Origin of the sequence: Streptosporangium sp. NPDC002544, assembly GCF_040295965.1 — a bacterium.
In the GTDB taxonomy this organism is placed as follows: Bacteria; Actinomycetota; Actinomycetes; order Streptosporangiales; family Streptosporangiaceae; genus Streptosporangium.
Genome location: NZ_JBEOWJ010000007.1, coordinates 92,014 through 112,437, shown reverse-complemented (window position 1 = coordinate 112,437; position 20,424 = coordinate 92,014). Strand labels below are relative to the sequence as shown.

Genomic DNA, 20,424 nt, shown 5'->3' with positions numbered 1-20,424 from the left:
CCTGCCCGCTCCCGGCTTCGAGGCCCCTGTCACGACGATCGTCGTCGTGACAGGGGCCGTCCTCGTTGGGACGGCCGGTCCCCGGTGAGAGCCGATCCCGTCGAGGGGATCGATCTCGGTGTGAGAACCGGCTATCTGACCGATTTGCGGTCGACTGTCCGGGTACCCCGCTAGAAAACGGGTATCGGGCGTGAAGCAATGCTGTGGGCAGGGTTAAGAAAACCGCGATGGACACCCCCGAAGGCGGCCGGGCACAGTGCGTAGGGTTCGGAGTTGAGGGGGGATCCGCGATGAAAGCACTGGTCAAGGAGAGGGCCGAACCCGGCCTGTGGCTGATCGACGTACCGGAGCCGTCGGTCGGCGCCGGAGAGGTGCTGATCAAGGTGCTGCGGACCGGGATCTGCGGGACGGATCTGCACATCCGGAGCTTCGACGCCTGGGCCCGGCAGACCCTGCGGACGCCGCTCGTCGTCGGGCACGAGTTCTGCGGCGAGGTCGTCGAGGTGGCGCCGGGCGTGGAGGACATCGCCCCCGGTGATCTGGTCAGCGGCGAGGGGCACCTGGTCTGCGGCAAGTGCCGCAACTGCATGGCCGGACGGCGGCACCTGTGCCACAGCACGATCGGGCTGGGGGTCAACCGGAACGGCGCCTTCGCCGAGTACGTGACGCTCCCCGCCTCCAACGTCTGGGTGCACCGGGTCCCGGTGGACCTCGACGTGGCGGCGATCTTCGACCCGTTCGGCAACGCGGTGCACACCGCCCTGACCTTCCCGATGGTCGGCGAGGACGTGCTGATCACCGGGGCCGGGCCGATCGGGCTGATGGCCGCCGCGGTGGCCACCCACGTGGGCGCCCGCAACGTGGTCATCACCGACGTCAGCCACGAACGGCTGGCCATCGCGAACAAGCTGGGCGTCACCCTGGCGCTGAACGTCGCCGAGAAGTCCGTCGCCGACGGCCTGCGCGAACTCGGCATGCGGGAGGGCTTCGACGTGGGACTTGAGATGTCCGGGAACCCGCAGGCGCTCCGCGACATGATCGCCAACATGTCGCACGGCGGGAAGATCGCCATGCTCGGGCTGCCCGCCGAGGAGTTCGCCGTCGACTTCGCGACCATCGTGACCTCGATGATCACCATCAAGGGCATCTACGGCCGGGAGATGTACGAGACCTGGTACGCCATGTCCGTACTCCTGGAGAAGGGCCTCGACCTCTCCCCCGTGATCACCGACCGCTTCTCCTACCGCGACTTCGACGCGGCCTTCGACACCGCCGCCGGCGGCAGGACCGGCAAGGTCATCCTGGACTGGACCGCCTGATGTCCGGCTCCCACCGCGACTTCGACACCGCCGACGACGGCGGAATCGGCAAGATCACCTTGGATTGGACCGCCTGATGTTCGACAACGTCCGCGACGACTTCCGTACCACCCTGAACGAGATCGCGTCCGCCGGGCTGCTCAAGCCGGAGCGGGTCATCACCACCCCGCAGCGCGCCGACATCGCCGTGGCCGGCGGCGGTGAGGTGCTGAACTTCTGCGCCAACAACTACCTGGGCCTGGCCGACCACCCCGAGGTGATCGCCGCCGCCAAGGAGGCCCTCGACCGCTGGGGCTTCGGGATGGCCTCGGTCCGCTTCATCTGCGGCACCCAGGAGGTGCACAAGGAGCTGGAGGCGCGGCTGTCGGCCTTCCTCGGCCAGGAGGACACCGTTCTCTACAGCTCGTGCTTCGACGCCAACGGCGGCGTCTTCGAGACCCTGCTCGACGACCGGGACGCGGTGATCTCCGACGCGCTCAACCACGCGAGCGTCATCGACGGCATCCGCCTGTCCAAGGCCCGGCGCCTGCGCTACGCCAACCGTGACCTGGCCGAGCTGGAGGCACGGCTCAAGGAGTCCGCCGACGCCCGGCGCAGGCTGATCGTCACCGACGGCGTCTTCTCCATGGACGGCTACGTCGCGCCGCTGAGGGAGATCTGCGACCTGGCGGAACGGTACGGGGCCATGGTGATGGTCGACGACTCGCACGCCGTCGGCTTCGTCGGCGAACACGGCGGAGGCACCCCCGAGCTGCACGGGGTGCGGGATCGGGTCGACATCCTCACCGGCACGCTCGGCAAGGCGCTCGGCGGGGCCAGCGGCGGCTACGTCGCGGCCCGCAAGGAGATCTGCGAGCTGCTCCGCCAGCGCTCGCGCCCCTACCTGTTCTCCAACTCCCTGGCCCCGGTGATCGCCGCCGCGTCGCTGCGCGTCCTCGACCTGATCAGCGGCTCGGACGAGGCCCGCCGGCGGCTGCGCGCCAACACCGAGCGGTTCCGCTCCGGGATGATCGCGGCCGGGTTCGACATCCTGCCCGGCGACCACCCCATCGTCCCGGTGATGATCGGCGACGCCGCCGAGGCCGCCGCGATGGCCGAACGCCTGCTGGAACTGGGCGTCTACGTGATCGGCTTCTCCTACCCCGTCGTCCCGCACGGCCAGGCCCGCATCCGGGTCCAGCTCTCGGCGGCCCACTCCACCGAGGACGTGGACCGAGCCCTGGCCGCGTTCGCCACCGCCCGCGGCTGAGCACTCGTCACGGCCCCGTCGCCGTGACGAGATCGCCGAGACTCGGAGCGGCCCGCGATCCGCGACAGGTGCAGGGCGAAGGGACTCTCGAACGCCGAGATAGCCGAACGCCTGTACATGTCGGTGGGCGCGGTGAAGGCGCACATCTCCGGCGCGCCGACCAAGCTCGGGCTGAACAACCGGATCCAGCTGGCCGTGCTCGCCCACGACGCGCGGGACTGACCCGCGCGCCGTCCGCCCTCCGGTCAGCTCTCCGCGTTCGGAGCGAACAGGTCGACGCTGTTGCCGTCCGGGTCGTGGATCACCGCGTACCGCTGCCCCCAGAACGCGTCCCACGGCTCCTTGATCCCTTCGTACCCGAGAAGGACCAGCTGCTCGTACGCCTCGTCCACCTCGGCCGGGGTGTCGAACCGGAACGCCAGCGAGACCCCCTGCCCGTTCCCGGGCCGCCAGTCGGGGTAGAACGAGCGGATCGTCTCGACCGTGTCCCAGGCGAGGCGCAGGCCGCCGGGCAGGACCGCCTCGACGTGCGGCAGCCCGTCGGCCTCCGGCGGCACCTCCAGGCCGAGCAGCCGGTAGAAGGCCAGCGAGCGGCCCATGTCCTCGACGACCATGCCGATGACGTCCAGTTGGGCTTTCATATCGAATGTCTCCGATCGTGGGTTCGCGGTGGGATGTAGATCGCGGACCGCCCTCAGCTCGGCGAGACACGCGTGACCCCCGGTACGGCTGCTCAACCTAGCCCTGCCTCCCCGCCGCGGTCTTGTAGGAAACGGACGCGGTCGGGGGACGGAGGCTCGCGCCGGACGGTTCGGCCGGGGTCGTGCCGATGGGAGCGCGACCCCGGAGGCACCGCGTACGAACGGCCTCGGCGAGAATAGGGAAGTGATAGAGACACGGCGGCTCAGGACCCTGCGGGCGGTGGCCGACCACCGCACGGTCACCGCGGCCGCCGCCGCGCTGCACCTGACCCCCTCGGCGGTCTCCCAGCAGCTCGCCGCCCTGGAACACGAGGTGGGCCACCGGCTGCTCGACCGCGACGGCCGGGGCGTACGGCTGACCGCCGTCGGCCGCATCCTGCTGGGCCACACCAACGAGATCCTCGCCCAGCTTGAGCGGGCCGAGGCCGACATCGCCGCCTACACCACCGGTACGGCGGGTGAGGTGAAGGTGGCCTCGTTCGCCACCGCGATCGGGCTCCTGGTGGCCCCGGCCGTCGGCGTACTCCACGGCAAGGCGCCCGGCATCCGGGTACGGGTCCTGGACGCCGAGGGCGACCAGAGCCTCACCATGGTCCTGGACGGCGCGGTGGACGCGGCCGTGGCCGTGGAGTATCGCGGAGCCCCCGCCGAGGACGACCGGCGCCTGTCTCGCATCCCGCTCTACTCCGAACCGTTCGACGTGGTGCTCCCCCGGGACCACGCCCTCGCGGAGCGCGAGGTGACGGTCGCGGATCTGGCCGGGGAGACCTGGATCGGCCCCTATCCGGGCAACCCCTGCCACGACGTGATCGCACTGGCCTGCGAGCACGCGGGCTTCACCCCCGAGTTCGCCCACTCCTCGGACGACTTCAGCGCGGTGGTCGCGCTGGCCGCCGCCGGGGCCGGGGTGGCGATGGTGCCCCGCCTGGCCCTGCGCGGCACCGACCTGTCCGGCGTCGAGATCCGCCGGGTCGCGGGTCCGGAACGCCGGGTCTTCACCGCCGTACGCCGGGGCGCGGAACGACACCCCCTGCTCATCCCCCTGCTGGACGCCCTCCGGCACACCGCGACGGCCCTGGACCGGACCTCGTCACCCTAGCGGGCTCTTCCCTGCCGGAACCGACGGCGTCGCCGACGATGCCAGTAACGGCCCCCGACCGTCGCCATCAGGGCGACCGTGGCGGCTATCCCTATGATCACCGCATGAAGCACAAGATCCATACCTGTCGCCTGCCCGAAAAGTTCCATTTGGCGACTTCTTCGACAACCGGAGGGCCGACAGACGCGTGAGCGGGCGTTTTGCCGAGAAAGCTTTACCTGACCGGGCCCGGCCGCTGGAGCGGAAAGCCTCGACGATCTCCACTCAGGCGAGGTATCCGTTCGGGGGCGTAGAACTCCGAGAAGCCCACACCAGCCGGCCACACCGGGTTCCGCCCGAGCCCGTTCCCCACAAGGAGTCCTGCCGAGCCCACCCGGAGAACGACACGACCCCGCCCCTGTCTTCGCTGGATTGGTATTCGGTATAACCGAAGATATATTCGGTCTATGCGAAGCGTTGCGGCGCCCATCGTTCCCATCTTCAAAACCCGAACGCAGGCGGAGATCCTGGCCGCCGTCTATCTGCGGCCTCGGCGGAACTGGACCCTTGCCTCTCTCGCCCGAGAGTTGGGCATGGCACCTTCCACCCTGCATGCCGAGGTACATCGCCTCGTCGACGCACAGCTGATCACTACGGTCGAGATCGGACGCTCCCAGGTCCTGCATGCCAATCCCGACCACCCGCTGTTCCGGCCCGTGACCGAGATCCTGAACTACATGTACGGCCCTCACACGATCATCAGCGAGGAGTTCGCCGGTATCCCCGGCACCGAGCGCCTGCTCATCTTCGGCTCGTGGGCCGCCCGTCATGCTGGAAATCCAGGACCCGTCCCCCACGACATTGACATACTCGTCGTCGGTGAGGTCGATCGGGCTGCCCTCTATGCCGCCGCCGACCGCGCTCAGGAGCGCATCGGCATGCCGGTCAATCCCGTCCTCGCCTCCACCCACCGCTGGAACGCGGAGGCCGACGCCCTCATCAGGCAGATCAAGTCAGCCCCCGTGATCGATCTGACCGCCGAAATCCACACCTGATCGGAGAAACCCGCCCCATGACACGGTGGACACGTGGCGAGGCCGACGTCGAGCGGATGTTGGCCTCCGGCGAACTCCAGCGCGTCCGAGGCGAGGCCGCCGACGGCAGCGGATGGTTGGAGAAGGCAACCACCACCCTCGCCAGCGCCGAAGGGCTCAGAACAACCGATCCGAACTCCGCCTACACACTCGCCTACGACGCGGCGCGCTTCGCTTGTGCCGGTCTACTGGCACAACAAGGGTTACGAGCCACAACCTCCGGCGGCCACTATGCCGTCCAGCAAACCGTGATCCGGCAGTTCGGCCCCACGTTCGAGCCGTACGGCACCATGCGCCGCAGGCGCAACGAACTCGAATATCCGGAGTTCCCCGACGAGGTAGTGGAAACAGCGGAAGCAGACCGCGCGATAGCGGCCGCACGCGCGCTGATCGACGCCACCGGCAAGCTCCTCGACCACCTCGGCCTGTTCTGAAAGTGCCAAGATGCAAAGGCGTCAGCAGTCAAACGAAGTCGGCAACGGTGACTTCCGTGATCTGGGTGACTTCGCATCTTCGCGACGCAGATCCGCTGGCTAGTATCACGACGTGACGGATGACGCCCTCCATGACCACGCCATTGACGCCTTCATCGCGGCGACCAATGCCGATGACCCGGCGCGGCGGGCCACGCTGCTGAGCCGTGCCCTTACCGGCGACGTCGTCTTCTGGGGGCCATTGGGCCGAGGTGTCGGGCGCAAGGCGGTCGAGGACTTCATCACCGAGGTGGTGCAGGGGCACCCGGCGGGCCCTACCCGGATGGTCCGCACGACCCGGGTGGACGCGCCGGGAGAGTGGGCGCGTTTCGGGTGGCGCTACGAGGACTCCTCCGGCCGGAGCCTGCTGACCGGGATGGACGTGGTGCACGTCACCGTCGAGGGCGACATCGACGAAATAGTGATCTTCGCCGACGCCCCGGAATGATTTCCGATTCACCCGAGTGCTGAACCCGCTCCAGCACATCGCGACGACACCGCGCCGGGCCCGTCTCCGCGAGGTTGATATTCGGTATGACCGAAGATGTATTCGGCCTACGCGAAGCGTCGTGGCGCCCATCGCTCCCACATGGCGGCGCCCGTGAGCCAGGTTCCGGCACCGGGATGAGACCCCCGGCGGGGTGCTCCAACGGGGGAAGCGGAGCTGGAACGGCACATGCCGCAGGTTCTTCGTGAGGGACGACCCGCGTGCCGCTACCCGCCGGAGGTGGCTAAAGCTCCCAGCGGGTGCCAGGAGCGGCGCGTCACCTCGGCTGAGCGGACCTGCCGATCCAGGAGTATGCGCAGGTCACCAGAGATCACCACTTTCCGCCAACCTACGGGTTTCGGACGGGGTGCCGAGGCGCGACCGGTGACACATGAAGTTTCACGCGAACCATTGACGGCGGATGAACGCCACACCTACATTGAACCATCGGATCGCTGAGTGATCCGATGGTTCACTGCAAGCGATGAACGCCTGCACCGTGACATGTCTCTCCCCACGACCCGGAGAGTGAACCGGCATGACGGCCATGAAGAGCCCCCCCATAGCATCCATCGCCCCGGCCCCCCCTCCAAAGCGGGAGGCCCCAATCACGGACACAGCCTCAGCGGCCTTGAGATCCCGACTCACAAGCGGGGTGGTCGGCCTTGCTGTTGTGGCCTTCCTGGCCGCTCTCTGGGAGGGCTACAAGGCGCTGGGCCAGGCGACAGGCGATCGGCTGCTCGGAATACCATTCCCAGTCGCGACCGACGATCTGTCCATGCCACACGTCGGCACGATCCTAGGCGCACTGGTGGAACCCGCCCGGCGCGGGAACCCGACCAGCCTGGGCGTGTACCTGCTCGGGGAAGCGTCTGTGACGCTGCGTGAAGCCGCCTACGGCCTGGTGGCCGGATCGCTCCTCGGGCTGGCGCTCGCCATCGTCTTCCTCCACATCCCTCCGATCTCGCGTGGCCTCATGCCGTGGCTGATCGCCTCGCAGACCATTCCGCTGGTCGCCATCGCCCCGATGATCGTCATCTGGGGCGGCAAGGCGGGACTGCCACCGTGGGTCGCGGTCACCGGCATCGCGGCGTACCTGGCGTTCTTTCCCGTGACGATCAACGCGTTGCGAGGACTCAAGTCACCGCCGAAGGTGCAGACGGAGTTCATGCGCAGCGTGGGCGCCGGGAGGCTCCAGTTCCTGTTCTGGCTCCGCCTGCCCGCGGCGCTGCCGTACGTCTTCGCGGGGCTACGACTCGCCGCCACGGCCAGTGTCGTCGGCGCCATCGTGGGCGAGTTGTCGGCCGGCACGGGACGAGGAATCGGCCGAGCCATCCTCACCTTCGCCTACTACTACTCGAACGGCCCCGAGAAGCTGTACGCCGCCGTCCTTGTCGCGGCCGTCACGGGGATCGTGTTCGTCCAGCTCCTCAGCTGGATCGAGCGATTCGCCCTCCGTAACCGGCACACCCGATGACCGCCATCTCTCTTCCGATCCCTGGAGAGCCCACGATGCCTGAATCCGCAATCATCAGTGTCAGCGGCGTCACGAAGCAGTTCAACAGCGGGACAGACCGTTCCGTAACGGCGCTGGCGGACATTGACCTGTCCATCGCCGAAGGCGAGTTCGTGTCGCTGCTGGGTCCGAGCGGCTGCGGGAAGAGCACGCTCCTGCGGATCATGGCGGACCTCACCCAACCCACCAGCGGTTCCGTGAGTTTGAACGGCAAAGCACCCGACACCGCACGGCGAGACCGTGACTACGGGATGGTCTTCCAGCAGGCCGGCCTGTTCGACTGGCGAAACGTCCAGCGCAACGTGGAGTTACCGCTTCAGGTCGCCGGCGTGGCCAAGCAGACTCGGCGGGCCAAGGCCACGTCCATGCTCGAACTCGTCCGCCTGTCCGAGTTCGCTCACCACTTCCCGTGGCAGCTTTCCGGCGGCATGCAGCAGCGAGTGGCAATCGCCCGGGCACTGTCCGCGGATCCGAAGATCCTTTTCATGGACGAACCACTTGGCGCACTTGACGAGATGAACCGGGAACGCCTCCAGGGTGAGCTCCTCCGGATCTGGTCCGACACGGGGACGACCGTCGTCTTCGTGACGCACAGCATCTCAGAGGCCGTGTTCCTGTCGTCGCGGATCGTGGTGATGTCCCCTCGTCCTGGGCGGATCGCCGCCAGCATCGACGTCGATCTGCCCTACCCGCGTTCCGCCGCCACCCGCACGACACCCGAGTACTTCAAAAAGATCACTGAGGTCAGGTCCGCTCTGCATGGCATGCCAGTCGCCCAGGACGCGCCATGACCGCCCGTACGGGAAGCAGGCATTTGATGCCGATCACCGCTGGGCGGGCCGCGGCGACCACCAGGCGAGGACTGCCGGTCCTGGTCACCGCGGTCGTCATCCTGGGCGCCTGGCAGCTTGTGGTGCGGCTGTTCCAGGTCCCGTCGTTCATCCTGCCCGCGCCGAGTGAAATCGCCTCAGCGCTGGCATCGCAGCTCCCGACGATCCTCTCGGCCTCGGAGATCACCGTTAAGGCGGTCCTGCTCGGCCTCGTTCTCGGGTCCGTCGCCGGCATCCTCGTCGCGCTGGTGGTCAGCCGCTTCCACAAGGTGGCGGGCCCGGTTCTGGCGATGGCCGTGATCGTCAACTGCGCTCCCATCGTCGCGCTGGCGCCGATCTTCAACAACTGGTTCGGCGTGACCAGTATCGTCTCCAAGGCCGGCGTCGCATCGGTCATGGTGTTCTTTCCCGTCCTGGTCAACACGGCCAGGGGTCTGCTCCAGATTTCACCGCTGCACCTGGAGCTCATGGAGTCGCTGGCGGCACAACCGCGACAGATCTCCCTGATGTTGCGACTCCCCAACGCGTTGCCCTATCTCTTCAACGCGCTCAAGCTCGGGTCCACCCTGGCCGTCATCGGCGTCATCGTGACCGAGTACTTCGGGGGTCCAAGCAATGCGCTCGGGGTGTACATCGCCTATCAGGCGGCCTTGCCGCGCTTCGCCGAAGCATGGGCAGGGATCTTCGTAGCCAGCCTGCTCGGGCTCGCGATGTTCGGACTGATGTCGCTGCTTGAGCGTCTTTTGATGCCCTGGCACGAGTCGATTCACAGCGACGAGGCGTGATCTCCCCGTCGTTCCCCCCACGATTATCTCCTTGAAGGAGTCACAATGCCCCGCTCCCTTCGGCGCCTCGCGCGCCCACGAGTCAATCGCCTCATCGCCGGCGCCTTGGTGGCCGCCGCCACGCTCTCCCTGTCCGCCTGTGGCATGTCGGAGGAGACCACGGCGTCCGGGTCCGGCGCGGAGAACACCGCGTCGTGCCAGACGCGAACCCCGGTCAGGCTCGTCCTCCAGTGGGTGGCGCAGTCGCAGTTCGCCGGCTACTACGCCGCCAAGGAGAAGGGCTACTACGCCGACGAGTGTCTCGATGTGACCATCCAGGAGGGTGGCGTCAACATCGTGCCGCAGCAGGTGTTGTCAGCGGGCAACGCGGAGTTCGCGGTCAGCCACGTCACCAAGACGATGGTCACTCGGGAGCAGGGGGCCGACCTCGTCAACATCGGCCAGGTGTTCCAGCGCGGCGCTTACCTGCAGGTCGCCTGGGCGGACTCGGGCATCAAGCAGCTCGCGGACCTCAAGGGCAAGAAGGTGGGCAGCTGGGGGTTCGGCAACGAGCTGGTGCTGTTCGCGGCGATGAGGGGCGCCGGCGTCGACCCGGCCAAGGACGTCACCGTCGTGCAGCAGCCGTTCGACATGTCGCTGCTGCTGAAGCGTGAGGTCGACGCGGCCCAGGCCAAGACCTACAACGAGTACGCCCAGCTGCTGGAGACCATCAACCCCAAGACCGGTGAGCTGTACAAGCCGGAGGACTTCTCGGCCATCAGCCTTCAGGACTCGGGATACACGAGCCTTGAGGACGGCATCTACGCGCGTGGCGACTGGCTGGCCAAGGATGCCAACAAGGACATCGCCGTGAAGTTCCTCAAGGCGACGTACAAGGGCTGGGGCTTCTGCCGGGACGACCTGGACGGCTGTGTCGAGGTCGTCCTCAACAACGGCAGCGCGCTCGGCAAGGGCCACCAGACGTGGATGCTGAACGAGGTCAACAAGCTCGTGTGGCCTTCACCTGCCGGTATCGGGACCATCGACCAGAAGGCATGGGACCAGACCATCAAGATCGCGGTCGACGCCAAGGTGCTCAAGGCCGACCCTGGTGAGGGCGCCTTCCGCGGGGACCTCACAGAGAAGGCGGACCAGGAACTGAAGGCGGAGGGATTCGACGTCACCGGCGATGGCTACAAGCCGGGGACCGTAGAGCTCACCGCCGGAGGCAAGTAGCAGGCGATGTCCGTGCGTTACGCGGCATAAGTCCGCGTAAGGCACGGACAACAGTCGGCGAGCCTGCCACGATGATGGCCGCAACTGTCGATCACATCACCTCAATGGAGAAGACAATGGCACCAAGTGAAGCGGGACTTGTCCGTCGGACTATCTGGCTGCTTCGTGCCGTGGCCGCCCACCCAGAGGGCGTCGGGCTCAGCGAGGTCGCCAGGGAGGCCGGCATCCCCAAGGCGACGTGCTACCGCGTGCTCACCGTCCTCGAACGGGAGAGCTGGCTGACACTTGATCCGGACACTCGGCGTTATCGGGTCTCACTCGGCCTTCTCTCGATCGTCGGGGGACTGCTGGACAGCGACGGCGCTTACGGCCACATGCGCGGCGTCCTGCGGCAGCTCGCCGAGGAGACCAAGGAGACCTCCGGTTTCGACGTGCTCCTGCCGCCCAACGTCATGGTCGTCGCACAGGTTGCGGGGCCCTCGCTGATCGGGCAGACGCTCAAACCTGTCCCGCGGACCCAGCCCGTGTGGGCGACCTCGACCGGCAAGGTGCTGCTCGCCGCCCTCGATCCGGAGGCGGTGCGGACGGAGTTCGCAGCCGAGTTCTCGGAGAAGGCGCCCGCGGAGCTGGGAGGTCTGGACTCGTTCATCGAGTCACTGGACTCGGTGCGCCGCAACGGCTTCGCCCTCGCCTACGACGAGCTCGAAGTCGGCGCGGCATCCGTGGCCGCGCCGGTACGGGTCCGGGACTCGACGCCCTACGCGGTGTGGATCGGCGGCCCCACCTATCGCATCACGCGTGACCGTATCGATTCGGTGGCGGAGTCGGTGATCAAGGCCGCTCGAGGGCTGAGTGAACTGCTGAGCGTCACAGACATCATCCTGCCGAGTGCCCTGACCGGGCGCTAGGCCACCAACTGATCGGCGCCAAGGGGCGCGACAAAGGAGTTCGCCCATGACATCTCTTACCGACACGATCGCCGCGGCCGAAAGCATTGCCGACAGTGTGCCGAAAGGCGTGTTCGTCGGCGGCGAGTGGCGTGGGTCCGGCTCCGGCGCCGTGCTTGCCGTCGACGACCCCGGCACCGGCCGGACGATCGCCGAGGTCGCCGACGCCGGGGTCGAGGATGGTCTGGCGGCTCTCTCGGCCGCTGTCGACGCGCAGGCGTCCTGGGCTGCCACGCCACCTCGTGAACGAGGGGAGATCCTGCGACGGGCGTTCGAGCAGATCCTCGCCCGCAGGGACGATCTCGCGCGGCTCATGACGCTGGAGATGGGTAAGCCGCTGGCCGAATCGCAAGCCGAGGTCGCGTACGCGGCCGAGTTCTTCCGGTGGTTCTCGGAGGAGGCCGTCCGCATCGACGGCGGCTACCTGGTCGCCCCCGGCGGCGGGTCGCGCGTGGTCGTGACCCGGCAGCCGGTCGGCCCCAGCCTGCTGGTGACCCCGTGGAACTTTCCCATGGCGATGGGCACTCGCAAGATCGGGCCCGCACTCGCGGCCGGTTGCACGGTGGTGGTCAAGCCGGCACGACAGACACCGCTGTCGATGCTCGCGCTGGTGGGGATCCTCCAGGAGGCCGGCCTGCCGTCCGGGGTGGTCAACGTCTTCACCACATCGAGGTCGGGAGAGGTGACGTCGGCGCTGCTGCGCGATTCGCGACTGCGCAAGCTTTCGTTCACCGGTTCAACGGAGGTCGGCCGCACTCTGCTCGCGCAGTGCTCGGACAAGGTGCTGCGCACCTCGATGGAGCTCGGTGGGAACGCGCCGTTCATCGTCTTCGACGACGCCGACCTCGATCTGGCGGTCGAGGGTGCGGTTCAGGCCAAGATGCGCAACATCGGGGAGGCATGCACGGCCGCGAACAGGTTCTACGTCCAGCGGGGAGTCGCCCAGGACTTCAGCGAGGCGCTCGCCGAACGGCTGGGCTCGTTGACCGTGGGCCATGGGCTCGACCCGTCGACGCAGGTGGGCCCCCTGATCGACCAGGGCGCCCTCGCCGGCGTGGCCGAGCTGGTCGACGAGGCACGAGCCGCCGGAGCCGAAGTGCTGACCGGCGGTGAGGCGCTGGCCGGCGGCGGCAACTTCTACCGGCCGACCGTCCTCACCGGGGTGCCCCACGGCGTCCGGACCGTTCGCGAGGAGATCTTCGGCCCGGTCGCGCCGGTCATCGTCTTCGACGAGGAGGACGACGCGGTCGCCATGGCCAACGACACGGAGTACGGTCTCGCGGCGTACGTCTTCACGGAACGCCTCGATCGAGGGCTGCGCGTCTGCGAGCGCCTTGAGAGCGGCATGGTCGGCCTCAACCAGGGCGTGATCTCCAACCCGGCGGCTCCCTTCGGCGGGGTCAAGCAATCCGGTCTGGGGCGTGAGGGCGGCCGGGTCGGGATAGACGAGTACCTCGAGGTCAAGTACATGTCCATCAGGGCGCCGTGGTGACCGAGTTCATTCTCGCGGGCGTGCAGTTGCGCCCGCGCATCGGTGACATCGCCGGCAACATCGAGCGATCGTCGAAGTGGATCACGAAAGCAGCCGAGGCCGGTGCGCGGCTCGTCGTCCTTCCCGAGGCGTCCTCCGCCGGGTACGTCTTCGCGGACCGTGCCGAGGCCCTCCGGTACGCCGAGGACATACCCGGCGGACCGGCCTGCTCGGCCTGGGCCGCACTCGCCCAGAAGCATCATCTCTGGATCGTCGCCGGCGTCACCGAACGGGAGGGCGGCCAGCCGTACAACTCGGCCGTGCTGATAGGCCCGGACGGGCACGTCGGGACGTTCCGCAAGGCCCATCTCTGGAACGACGAGAAGGCCATCTACGGCCGCAACGAGGCGGGGTTTCCGGTTTTCGACACGCCGCTGGGGCGGATCGGGGTAGGGATCTGCTACGACGCGTGGTTCCCCGAGACCTTCCGCAGCGCGGCTCTCCAAGGCGCCGACCTGATTGTTCTTCCCTCTAATTGGGTCCCCGTGCCGGGCCAGCCGGCCGATGTGCCGGCCATGGCCAACCTCATGTGCATGACCGGCGCGCACAGCAACCAGTCCTATGTCGCGGGCGTGAGCCGGGTGGGTGTCGAGCGTGGCCAGGAGTTCGTCGGGAGATCGGTGATCGTCGGCCCTGACGGCTGGATCCTCGCGGGTCCCGCGAGCAACGACGGCGAAGAGCTGTTGCTCGCCGAGATCGACCTCATCGGGTCGCGAGAAGCCCGGCACGGCAACCCGTTCAACCAGCCGCTGGCGGACCGCCGCCCTGATCTCTACGTGACCCGCGACGCGCGGTGTGCCCAGAACGGTCGACGGGACTGATCCCGCCGCCGCGGCCACAAACGGGAGACTGCTTTCCATCTGCGAAATCCCTTGACACAATCCCCACCCGTCATCAGAATTTGAACCAATGGTTCACCAGATGAACCACTCAGGGAGGCAAAGTGAGCATCCAGGTCCGCAAGATCATCAAGCATCTCGAGGAGACCATGCTCGAGAACGGGCGCCCGGTCGAGCGCCTGCATCGGGTCGCGTTCGTCGGTGCGGTGATCGCCAACCCATACCCGAGCGAGTACGTCGAGGACCTGGTGACGCTCGCTGACGAGCTGGGCGAGGAGATCGGGCAACTTGTCGGCCCGGCCTGCGTGGACCTGCTCGGTGACGAGGTGGAGGCGTTCGGCAAGGCGGCACTCGTCGGCATCGACGGTGAGGTCGAGCACGGCTCGGCCCTGATCCACAACCTCCGGTTCGGCAACGTCTTCCGCAAGGCGGCCGGCGGCACCGAACTTCTGCCCGCCGCCGAGAAGGTCGGTCTCCCAGGCAGCCCCATCGACATCCCGCTCAAGCACAAGCTCGACTCGAAGACCCGATCGCACCATCAGACGGTGACCTTCCAGGCGTCCGACGTCCCTCGCCCCCGCGAGATCCTCGTGATCTGCGCGGCCGCCAACGCCGGTCGTCCCCTGGCCCGCCTGGCCGTGTTCGGCGCCGAGACGAAGACCCAGTGACACCTACGGGACGAGAGAAGGCGATCCGATGACCGTCATCGACGCGCAGACGTGGACCGGCCAGCGCGTGCAGGAGGCCGACAAGGAGTACGTCATTCACTCCTGGTCGGTCCAGGGCGCGCTCAACCCCATTCCGGTTGCCGGAGGCTCGGGCTCCTGGTTCTGGGACTACGAAGGCCGCAAGTACCTCGACTTCCAATCGCAGCTGGTCAATCTCAACCTCGGACACCAGCACCCGAGGCTGGTCGAGGCCATTCGCAGCCAGGCCGAGCAGCTGTGCTACATCGGCCCCGGTTTCGCCGAGCGGTCCCGGGCGGAGCTGGCCGAGATGCTGGCCGGGCTGACGCCCGGTGACCTGAAGATGAGCTTCTTCACCACCGGTGGTGCGGCAGCCAACGAGAACGCCGTGCGCCTCGCCCGTCACGTGACCGGCCGCCAGAAGATCGTGGCTCGCTACCGCTCCTATCACGGGGCGACCGCGGGGGCCATCGCGCTGACCGGGGACCCGCGTCGCTGGGCGGCGGAGCCGGGCATGACCGGCGTGGTGCGGATGCTCGATCCGTACACGTACCGCTGTCCCGCGGGCCACCCCGACCCGTGCCCTGTCTGCTCAGGGGGACCGCATCTGGAGGAGATCCTCCAATACGAGAACCCCAACACCGTGGCCGCCGTGATCGTCGAGCCGGTGACCGGAACGAACGGACTTCTGTACCCGCCTGACGGATACCTCCGCTCCCTTCGGGAGGTCTGCGACCGGTACGGCATCCTGCTCATCTTCGACGAGGTCATGTCGGGATTCGGCCGGACGGGCGAATGGTTCGCCTGCGACCACTGGGCCGTCGCCCCGGACATCCTCACCACCGCGAAGGGGCTCAACTCCGGTTACGTCCCGCTGGGTGCGATGACCGTGTCAGAGAAGATCTCCGACTGGTTGCGCGACAACATGTTCTGGGGCGGTCTCACCTACGCGGGACACCCGCTCGCCTGTGCCTCCGGTGTCGCCTCTCTGCGCATCATGCAGGACGAGGGTGTCGTCGAGAACGCCCGGCTCATGGGCCGGCGGCTTGGCGAAGGGCTGGCGTCCCTGGCGGACAGGCACCCGAGCATCGGTGACATTCGTGGCCGTGGCCTCTTCTACGGAGTCGAGCTCGTCAGGGACCGGGCGACACGCGAACCGCTCGTGCCGTTCAACGCCAAGGGCCCCGCGGCCGCACCGGTGAGTCGCCTGCTCAAGGCGGCGATGGAGCGTGGCCTGTACCTCACAGCGAACTTCAACGTGCTGCGCCTGACCCCGCCCCTGATCATCCGCGACTCGGAGATCGACCTGGCTCTCGATGTGCTGGACGAGGTGCTCACGCTGGCCGACGAGCACTACACCGGTTGATCAAACTGACCACCTAGCTGGTGTGGCCGGCCGTTCAAGAAGGAGAACGATGGGATCGACACTCATCAAAGGCGGTACCGTCGTCAACGCCGACGCCGCCGTCCGGGCCGATGTTCTGGTGCGCGACGGTCTCGTTGTCGCACTCGGGTTCGGCGACGGCTGGTCGGCCGACGAGGTCATCGACGCGACCGGGAAACTCGTCCTCCCCGGCGGGATCGATGTGCACACGCATCTGGAATACCCGATCGACGGCTTCACGACCCGAACGGCGGATGACTTCCACAACGGCACGATCGCGGCCGCACACGGCGGGACGACGACGGTCGTCGACTTCGTGAAGAAGGAGCCCGACCAGTCCCTCCTCGACTCGTATATGCGTCGCCGGGACGTGGCCGCCGAGAAGGCCGTCGTCGACTTCGGGTTGCACGCCATAGTGCCGCCACGCGACCAGCAGGAGAACGTGCTGGACGACTTGCGCCGCCTGGCCGGAGAAGGCGCGTCGAGCTGGAAGTTCTTCATGGCCTACCCCGGCACGCAGATGGTCGACGACGGCCAACTGCTCGAAGGCTTCGAACTCGCGGTCGAGTACGGCGTGCTGCCGATGGTGCATGCCGAGAACGGCCACATGGTGGCCCGAGAGACTCGCTTGCTGATCGAGAGTGGACGTACCGCGGAGAATTACCACGCCGCGGCGCACGACCACGAGTCCGAAGCCGAGGCGGTGCATCGGGCGATCGTCCTGGCGGACTCCGTTGGCAGTCCCCTCTACGTGGTGCATGTCTCCAGCGCGACGGCCGCGGCGGAGATCGGCCAGGCGCGGGGGCGGGGCTCGCTGGTGTGGGGGGAGACGTGCCCGCAGTATCTCGCGGTCGCGTACGAGGACTACGCCGAACTGGGCGAGAAAGCCGCCGCTTACCTCTGCTCGCCGCCGATCCGGGAGCGCGGCAACCAGGAGGGCTTGTGGCAGGCGCTCACCGTGGGGGCGCTGTCGACGGTGGCCACCGACCACGCGGGTTTCTGCCTGGAGCAACCCGACGATCTCCCCCCGCAGAAACTGCGCAGCCCCGGGTACTTCCCGAAGGTTCCCAACGGGGTTCCGGGAGTCGAGGACCGGCTCATGGTTCTCTGGGAGACAGGAGTCAAGACGGGCCGGATTGACATGTGCAGGTTCGTCGACCTTGTGGCGACGCGTCCGGCCAAGTTGTTCGGACTCTTCCCACACAAGGGTCTGGTAGCCGTGGGTGCGGACGCCGACCTCCTCGTGTGGGACCCCGCGGCGGACCACGTCATCACCACGGCGGGTTCGCACATGCGCACGGACTACAACCTCTACGACGGCATGCGGGTGACCGGACGACCGGTCCACGTGTTCTCCCGCGGCCATCACCTCGTCAACGACGGAGCCTTCGACGGGAAGCCCGGTCGCGGATCCTTCCTTACCCGAGGCAAGCCCCACCTCTTCTGACCCCTGACTGATCGGAGTTCTCCGGATATGAAACTTCCCCTCGGCATCCACGTTGGCGAGAGGCTGAGCCTCGAGCAGACCTACTGGCAGGCAGAGTTCGCGGATCGGAACGGATTCGAGTCGGTCTGGGTGGCCGAGGGCCGCTTGGCCAGGGACGGAATCGTGCCCGCGGCCATCATCGCGAGCAAGACCTCCAACCTGAAGATCGGCACGGGCGTCGTCAACAACAAGAGCCGCAACGCGGCACTGATGGCGGTGACCTTCAAGACCCTGGACGAGGTGGCTCCGGGTCGCGCGATCCTCGGCATCGGCGCCTGGTGGGAGCCGCTCGCCACGAAGGTCGGTCAGCCGCTCGTGAAGCCGATCGCCTCGATGCGCGAGTACATCACCGTCTGCCAGGCGTTCTTCCGCAATGAACTCGTCTCCTTCGAAGGGGAGTTCGTGCAGATGCGCGACGTGCGATTCGACAGCATGTACCGCGAGAACAAGCCGGTCGACATCCCGATCTACATCGGCGCGGTCGGGCCGAAGATGCTCGAACTCGCCGGAGAGATCAGCGATGGCGTCCACATGGACTTCCTCCTGCCGCCGTCCTATCTGACCGGCGCCAGAGAGGCGATCGGCCGGGGCGTCGCCAAGCGCACCGACGGTCGCACGGGGATCGACCTGACCCAGATCGTGGCATGCAGCGTCAACGACGACGACCCGCAGGAAGCCATCGACGCGTGCAAGGCGTTCCTGACCCTCTACCTCATGCAGCAGCCGCACATCGCCGAGCACTGTGGCGTGGAGCGCGAACTGGTCGACCGGCTGCAGGAGGTGGCGAAATGGCCCGCGACTCCTGAGGACATCAAGCGCGCGATGCCTCTCGTTCCGAACTCGCTGGTGCAGAACGTCACCGCGTGTGGGTCCACCTCACAGGCCTTCGACAAGCTCATGGAATACCACGAGGCCGGCGTCAGATGCCCGATCATCTCCACGCTCGGTGACAAGGAGCAGACGCTCACCCGCCTCGCCCTGGCCGCGAAGGACTGAACGATGGATCACCACTTTCCCCGAACGACCATCGCCATCGTGGGCGGGACCGGGCCGCAAGGCGGCGGCCTCGGCTACCGGCTGGCGCGTGCCGGACACGAGGTCATTCTGGGATCACGTGACGGAGACCGGGCCGCGCAGGCGGCCGTCGACCTCTCGAAGCTTCCCGCCGTGGAAACGACCGTCCGCGGAGACACCAATACGTTGGCGGTCGCCAACGCGGAGATCGTCATCCTGGCCGTGCCGTACGAGGGGCACGCGGACCTGGTCGGCAGCCTGGCCGCCGACCTCGACGGCAAGCTGTTGGTCAGTTGTGTGAATCCCCTCGGCTTCGACCGGCACGGCCCGTACGGACTGGACGTGCCGGATGGCAGCGCCGCGGAGGAGGCGGTGCGGATCGTATCCGGCGCCACGGTCGTTGGCGCGTTCCATCATCTCGCGGCACCACTCCTCCTCGATCCCGGCGCGGACCTGTCCCACGAGGACGTGCTGGTATGCGGTGACGACACGGAGGCCAAAACGCGCGTGATGGCACTGGCCGCCGATGTGACCGGCGGCCGAGGAGTCGATGCCGGTCGTCTGCGAATGGCACGCCAACTGGAGCCGCTCACCGCCGTGCTCATCTCCGTGAACAAGCGTTACCGCACGCGGTCTGGCGTCGCGCTGACCGGAATGCCGCAGCCTACTCCCGAAAAGGTGATCGCATGAAGCTCGCCGCAGTTCAGCTCCGTGCCACGGACGACCGGACCGAAACCATCGGCAGGGCCGGCGATCTCGTGGATGCCGCCGCCGGTCAGGGCGCCGGCATCGTTCTTCTTCCTGAGCTGTTCGCTGTCCCGTTCGTGCAACCTGACCCGGATCCGGATTACTTCGAGCTGGCGGAGCGTCTCGACGGCCCGTCGAACACGATGGCGGCTGACCGATCCCGTCGACACGGGATCACGGTGGTCTCTTCGGTATTCGAAGCCGGTGACGTGCCCGGCGTGTATTTCAACACCGCCTGCACGTACGTCGCGGGCGAGCTGAAGTCGGTCTATCGAAAGTCCCACCTGCCGTTCTCCAATGGATTCCCGGAGAAGTTCTATTTCCGGCCGGGGGGCACCGAGCCTGAAGTCGTACATACGGGTGAGACCGGGGTTGGCACGATCATCTGTTATGAGAGGCACTTCCCGGAGTTGAGCAGGATCGTCGCTCTTCAGGGCGGTTCGGTGCTGTGCGTGCCGGTCGCGTCCGCGAGCGCGCCCATGCGTGAGGTCTTCCAGCTCGAACTGAAGGCACACGCCGTGTTCAACGGGCTCTTCGTGATCTGCGCCAACCGGGTGGGCAGGGAAGGCGTCAAGGACTACTTCGGGATGAGCGCCGTCTACGGCCCCAACGGCGACGTCCTCGCTCAGGCGAGTGACAACACCGATGACGTCGCGGTCGCCGAAGTCGACCTCGAACTGATCGCGAGCTCGCGCCGGCGCCGCCCGTTCCTCCGTGACCGGCGCCCGGAACTGTACGACCGGTTGACGGCGATGTGACAGCGACGACGGGCTCGATCCGACTCAGGCAAGTACAGACCCGAGCGCAGTGGACGCGCCCGGGGAGTGGGCGCGTTTCGGGTGGCGCTATGAGGACTCCTCCGGCCGGAGCCTGCTGACCGGGATGGACGTGGTGCACGTCACCGTCGAGGGCGACATCGACGAAATAGTGATCTTCGCCGACTCCCCGGAGTGATTTCCGATTCGCCCGAGTGCTGGACGCGCTTCAGCACACCGCGCTAGGCCCCGTCTCCGCAAGGTTGATATTCGGTGCGGCCGAACGAC

General features: G+C 67.3%; 22 protein-coding genes. 21 read left to right on the top strand and 1 reads right to left on the bottom strand.

What is annotated here, in order from left to right; translation table 11 throughout:
• The first annotated feature begins 290 nt into the window (after positions 1-290).
• From tdh to ABT061_RS12595, 3 genes are all read left to right on the top strand, one after another.
• Positions 291-1,319 carry an L-threonine 3-dehydrogenase gene (tdh, locus tag ABT061_RS12605; RefSeq protein ID WP_350915752.1) on the top strand — a complete coding sequence of 343 codons (1,029 nt, stop codon included), beginning with the start codon at positions 291-293 and terminating at the stop codon, positions 1,317-1,319.
• A 76-nt stretch (positions 1,320-1,395) separates the two neighbouring features.
• Complete coding sequence (locus tag ABT061_RS12600) at positions 1,396-2,568, top strand: glycine C-acetyltransferase (protein WP_350915750.1); 1,173 nt, start codon at positions 1,396-1,398, stop codon at positions 2,566-2,568.
• A 57-nt stretch (positions 2,569-2,625) separates the two neighbouring features.
• A complete protein-coding gene (locus ABT061_RS12595; protein ID WP_502991439.1) occupies positions 2,626-2,790 on the top strand; it encodes a response regulator transcription factor in 165 nt (54 codons plus the stop codon).
• A 23-nt stretch (positions 2,791-2,813) separates the two neighbouring features.
• Here the strand turns inward: ABT061_RS12595 and ABT061_RS12590 are convergent, their stop codons facing one another.
• Entirely contained in the window at positions 2,814-3,209 is a 396-nt protein-coding gene (locus ABT061_RS12590; protein WP_350915748.1) for a VOC family protein, read from the bottom strand.
• 244 nt (positions 3,210-3,453) lie between these two features.
• On the opposite strand from ABT061_RS12590, the gene ABT061_RS12585 reads away from it, so the two are divergent.
• The 18 genes from ABT061_RS12585 (at position 3,454) to ABT061_RS12500 (ending at position 20,335) form a co-directional block, all read left to right on the top strand.
• Complete coding sequence (locus ABT061_RS12585; RefSeq protein WP_350915746.1) at positions 3,454-4,368, top strand: LysR family transcriptional regulator; 915 nt, start codon at positions 3,454-3,456, stop codon at positions 4,366-4,368.
• Positions 4,369-4,814: 446 nt separating this feature from the next.
• The gene (locus tag ABT061_RS12580; protein ID WP_350915744.1) at positions 4,815-5,402 is read left to right on the top strand and encodes a helix-turn-helix domain-containing protein; all 588 of its coding nucleotides are present in this window, start codon (positions 4,815-4,817) and stop codon (positions 5,400-5,402) included.
• Between the two features lie 17 nt (positions 5,403-5,419).
• A complete protein-coding gene (locus tag ABT061_RS12575; protein ID WP_350915742.1) occupies positions 5,420-5,875 on the top strand; it encodes a hypothetical protein in 456 nt (151 codons plus the stop codon).
• A 112-nt stretch (positions 5,876-5,987) separates the two neighbouring features.
• Entirely contained in the window at positions 5,988-6,362 is a 375-nt protein-coding gene (locus tag ABT061_RS12570; RefSeq protein ID WP_350915740.1) for a nuclear transport factor 2 family protein, read from the top strand.
• A 670-nt stretch (positions 6,363-7,032) separates the two neighbouring features.
• On the top strand, positions 7,033-7,878 hold the full coding sequence (locus tag ABT061_RS12565) for an ABC transporter permease (protein ID WP_350915738.1): 846 nt from the start codon (positions 7,033-7,035) through the stop codon (positions 7,876-7,878).
• Positions 7,875-8,708, top strand: coding sequence for an ABC transporter ATP-binding protein (locus ABT061_RS12560; RefSeq protein WP_350915736.1), 834 nt, complete (start codon positions 7,875-7,877; stop codon positions 8,706-8,708). The genes ABT061_RS12565 and ABT061_RS12560 overlap by 4 nt, the downstream gene beginning before the upstream one ends.
• Positions 8,705-9,532, top strand: a complete 828-nt coding sequence (locus tag ABT061_RS12555; RefSeq protein WP_350915734.1) for an ABC transporter permease — start codon at positions 8,705-8,707, stop codon at positions 9,530-9,532. Before ABT061_RS12560 ends, ABT061_RS12555 begins: the two co-directional genes overlap by 4 nt.
• Positions 9,533-9,577: 45 nt before the next feature.
• Positions 9,578-10,747, top strand: coding sequence for an ABC transporter substrate-binding protein (locus ABT061_RS12550; RefSeq protein WP_350915732.1), 1,170 nt, complete (start codon positions 9,578-9,580; stop codon positions 10,745-10,747).
• Positions 10,748-10,818: 71 nt separating this feature from the next.
• Positions 10,819-11,655 carry an IclR family transcriptional regulator gene (locus tag ABT061_RS12545; protein WP_350915730.1) on the top strand — a complete coding sequence of 279 codons (837 nt, stop codon included), beginning with the start codon at positions 10,819-10,821 and terminating at the stop codon, positions 11,653-11,655.
• A 46-nt stretch (positions 11,656-11,701) separates the two neighbouring features.
• Positions 11,702-13,186, top strand: a complete 1,485-nt coding sequence (locus tag ABT061_RS12540; protein ID WP_350915728.1) for an NAD-dependent succinate-semialdehyde dehydrogenase — start codon at positions 11,702-11,704, stop codon at positions 13,184-13,186.
• Positions 13,183-14,046 (top strand): nitrilase family protein, encoded by an 864-nt coding sequence (locus tag ABT061_RS12535; protein ID WP_350915726.1) that lies wholly within the window; start codon positions 13,183-13,185, stop codon positions 14,044-14,046. Before ABT061_RS12540 ends, ABT061_RS12535 begins: the two co-directional genes overlap by 4 nt.
• A gap of 122 nt (positions 14,047-14,168) precedes the next feature.
• Entirely contained in the window at positions 14,169-14,732 is a 564-nt protein-coding gene (locus tag ABT061_RS12530; RefSeq protein WP_350915724.1) for an amino acid synthesis family protein, read from the top strand.
• 28 nt (positions 14,733-14,760) lie between these two features.
• Entirely contained in the window at positions 14,761-16,116 is a 1,356-nt protein-coding gene (locus ABT061_RS12525; protein WP_350915722.1) for an aminotransferase class III-fold pyridoxal phosphate-dependent enzyme, read from the top strand.
• A gap of 49 nt (positions 16,117-16,165) precedes the next feature.
• Positions 16,166-17,581, top strand: coding sequence for a dihydropyrimidinase (gene hydA / locus ABT061_RS12520; RefSeq protein ID WP_350915720.1), 1,416 nt, complete (start codon positions 16,166-16,168; stop codon positions 17,579-17,581).
• Positions 17,582-17,608: 27 nt separating this feature from the next.
• On the top strand, positions 17,609-18,616 hold the full coding sequence (locus ABT061_RS12515) for an LLM class flavin-dependent oxidoreductase (RefSeq protein WP_350915718.1): 1,008 nt from the start codon (positions 17,609-17,611) through the stop codon (positions 18,614-18,616).
• Between the two features lie 3 nt (positions 18,617-18,619).
• Complete coding sequence (gene npdG, locus ABT061_RS12510) at positions 18,620-19,324, top strand: NADPH-dependent F420 reductase (RefSeq protein WP_350915716.1); 705 nt, start codon at positions 18,620-18,622, stop codon at positions 19,322-19,324.
• Positions 19,321-20,139, top strand: coding sequence for a carbon-nitrogen hydrolase family protein (locus ABT061_RS12505; protein WP_350915714.1), 819 nt, complete (start codon positions 19,321-19,323; stop codon positions 20,137-20,139). Before npdG ends, ABT061_RS12505 begins: the two co-directional genes overlap by 4 nt.
• Before the next feature lie 49 nt (positions 20,140-20,188).
• Positions 20,189-20,335, top strand: a complete 147-nt coding sequence (locus ABT061_RS12500) for a hypothetical protein (protein WP_350915712.1) — start codon at positions 20,189-20,191, stop codon at positions 20,333-20,335.
• The last annotated feature ends 89 nt before the right edge of the window (positions 20,336-20,424 follow it).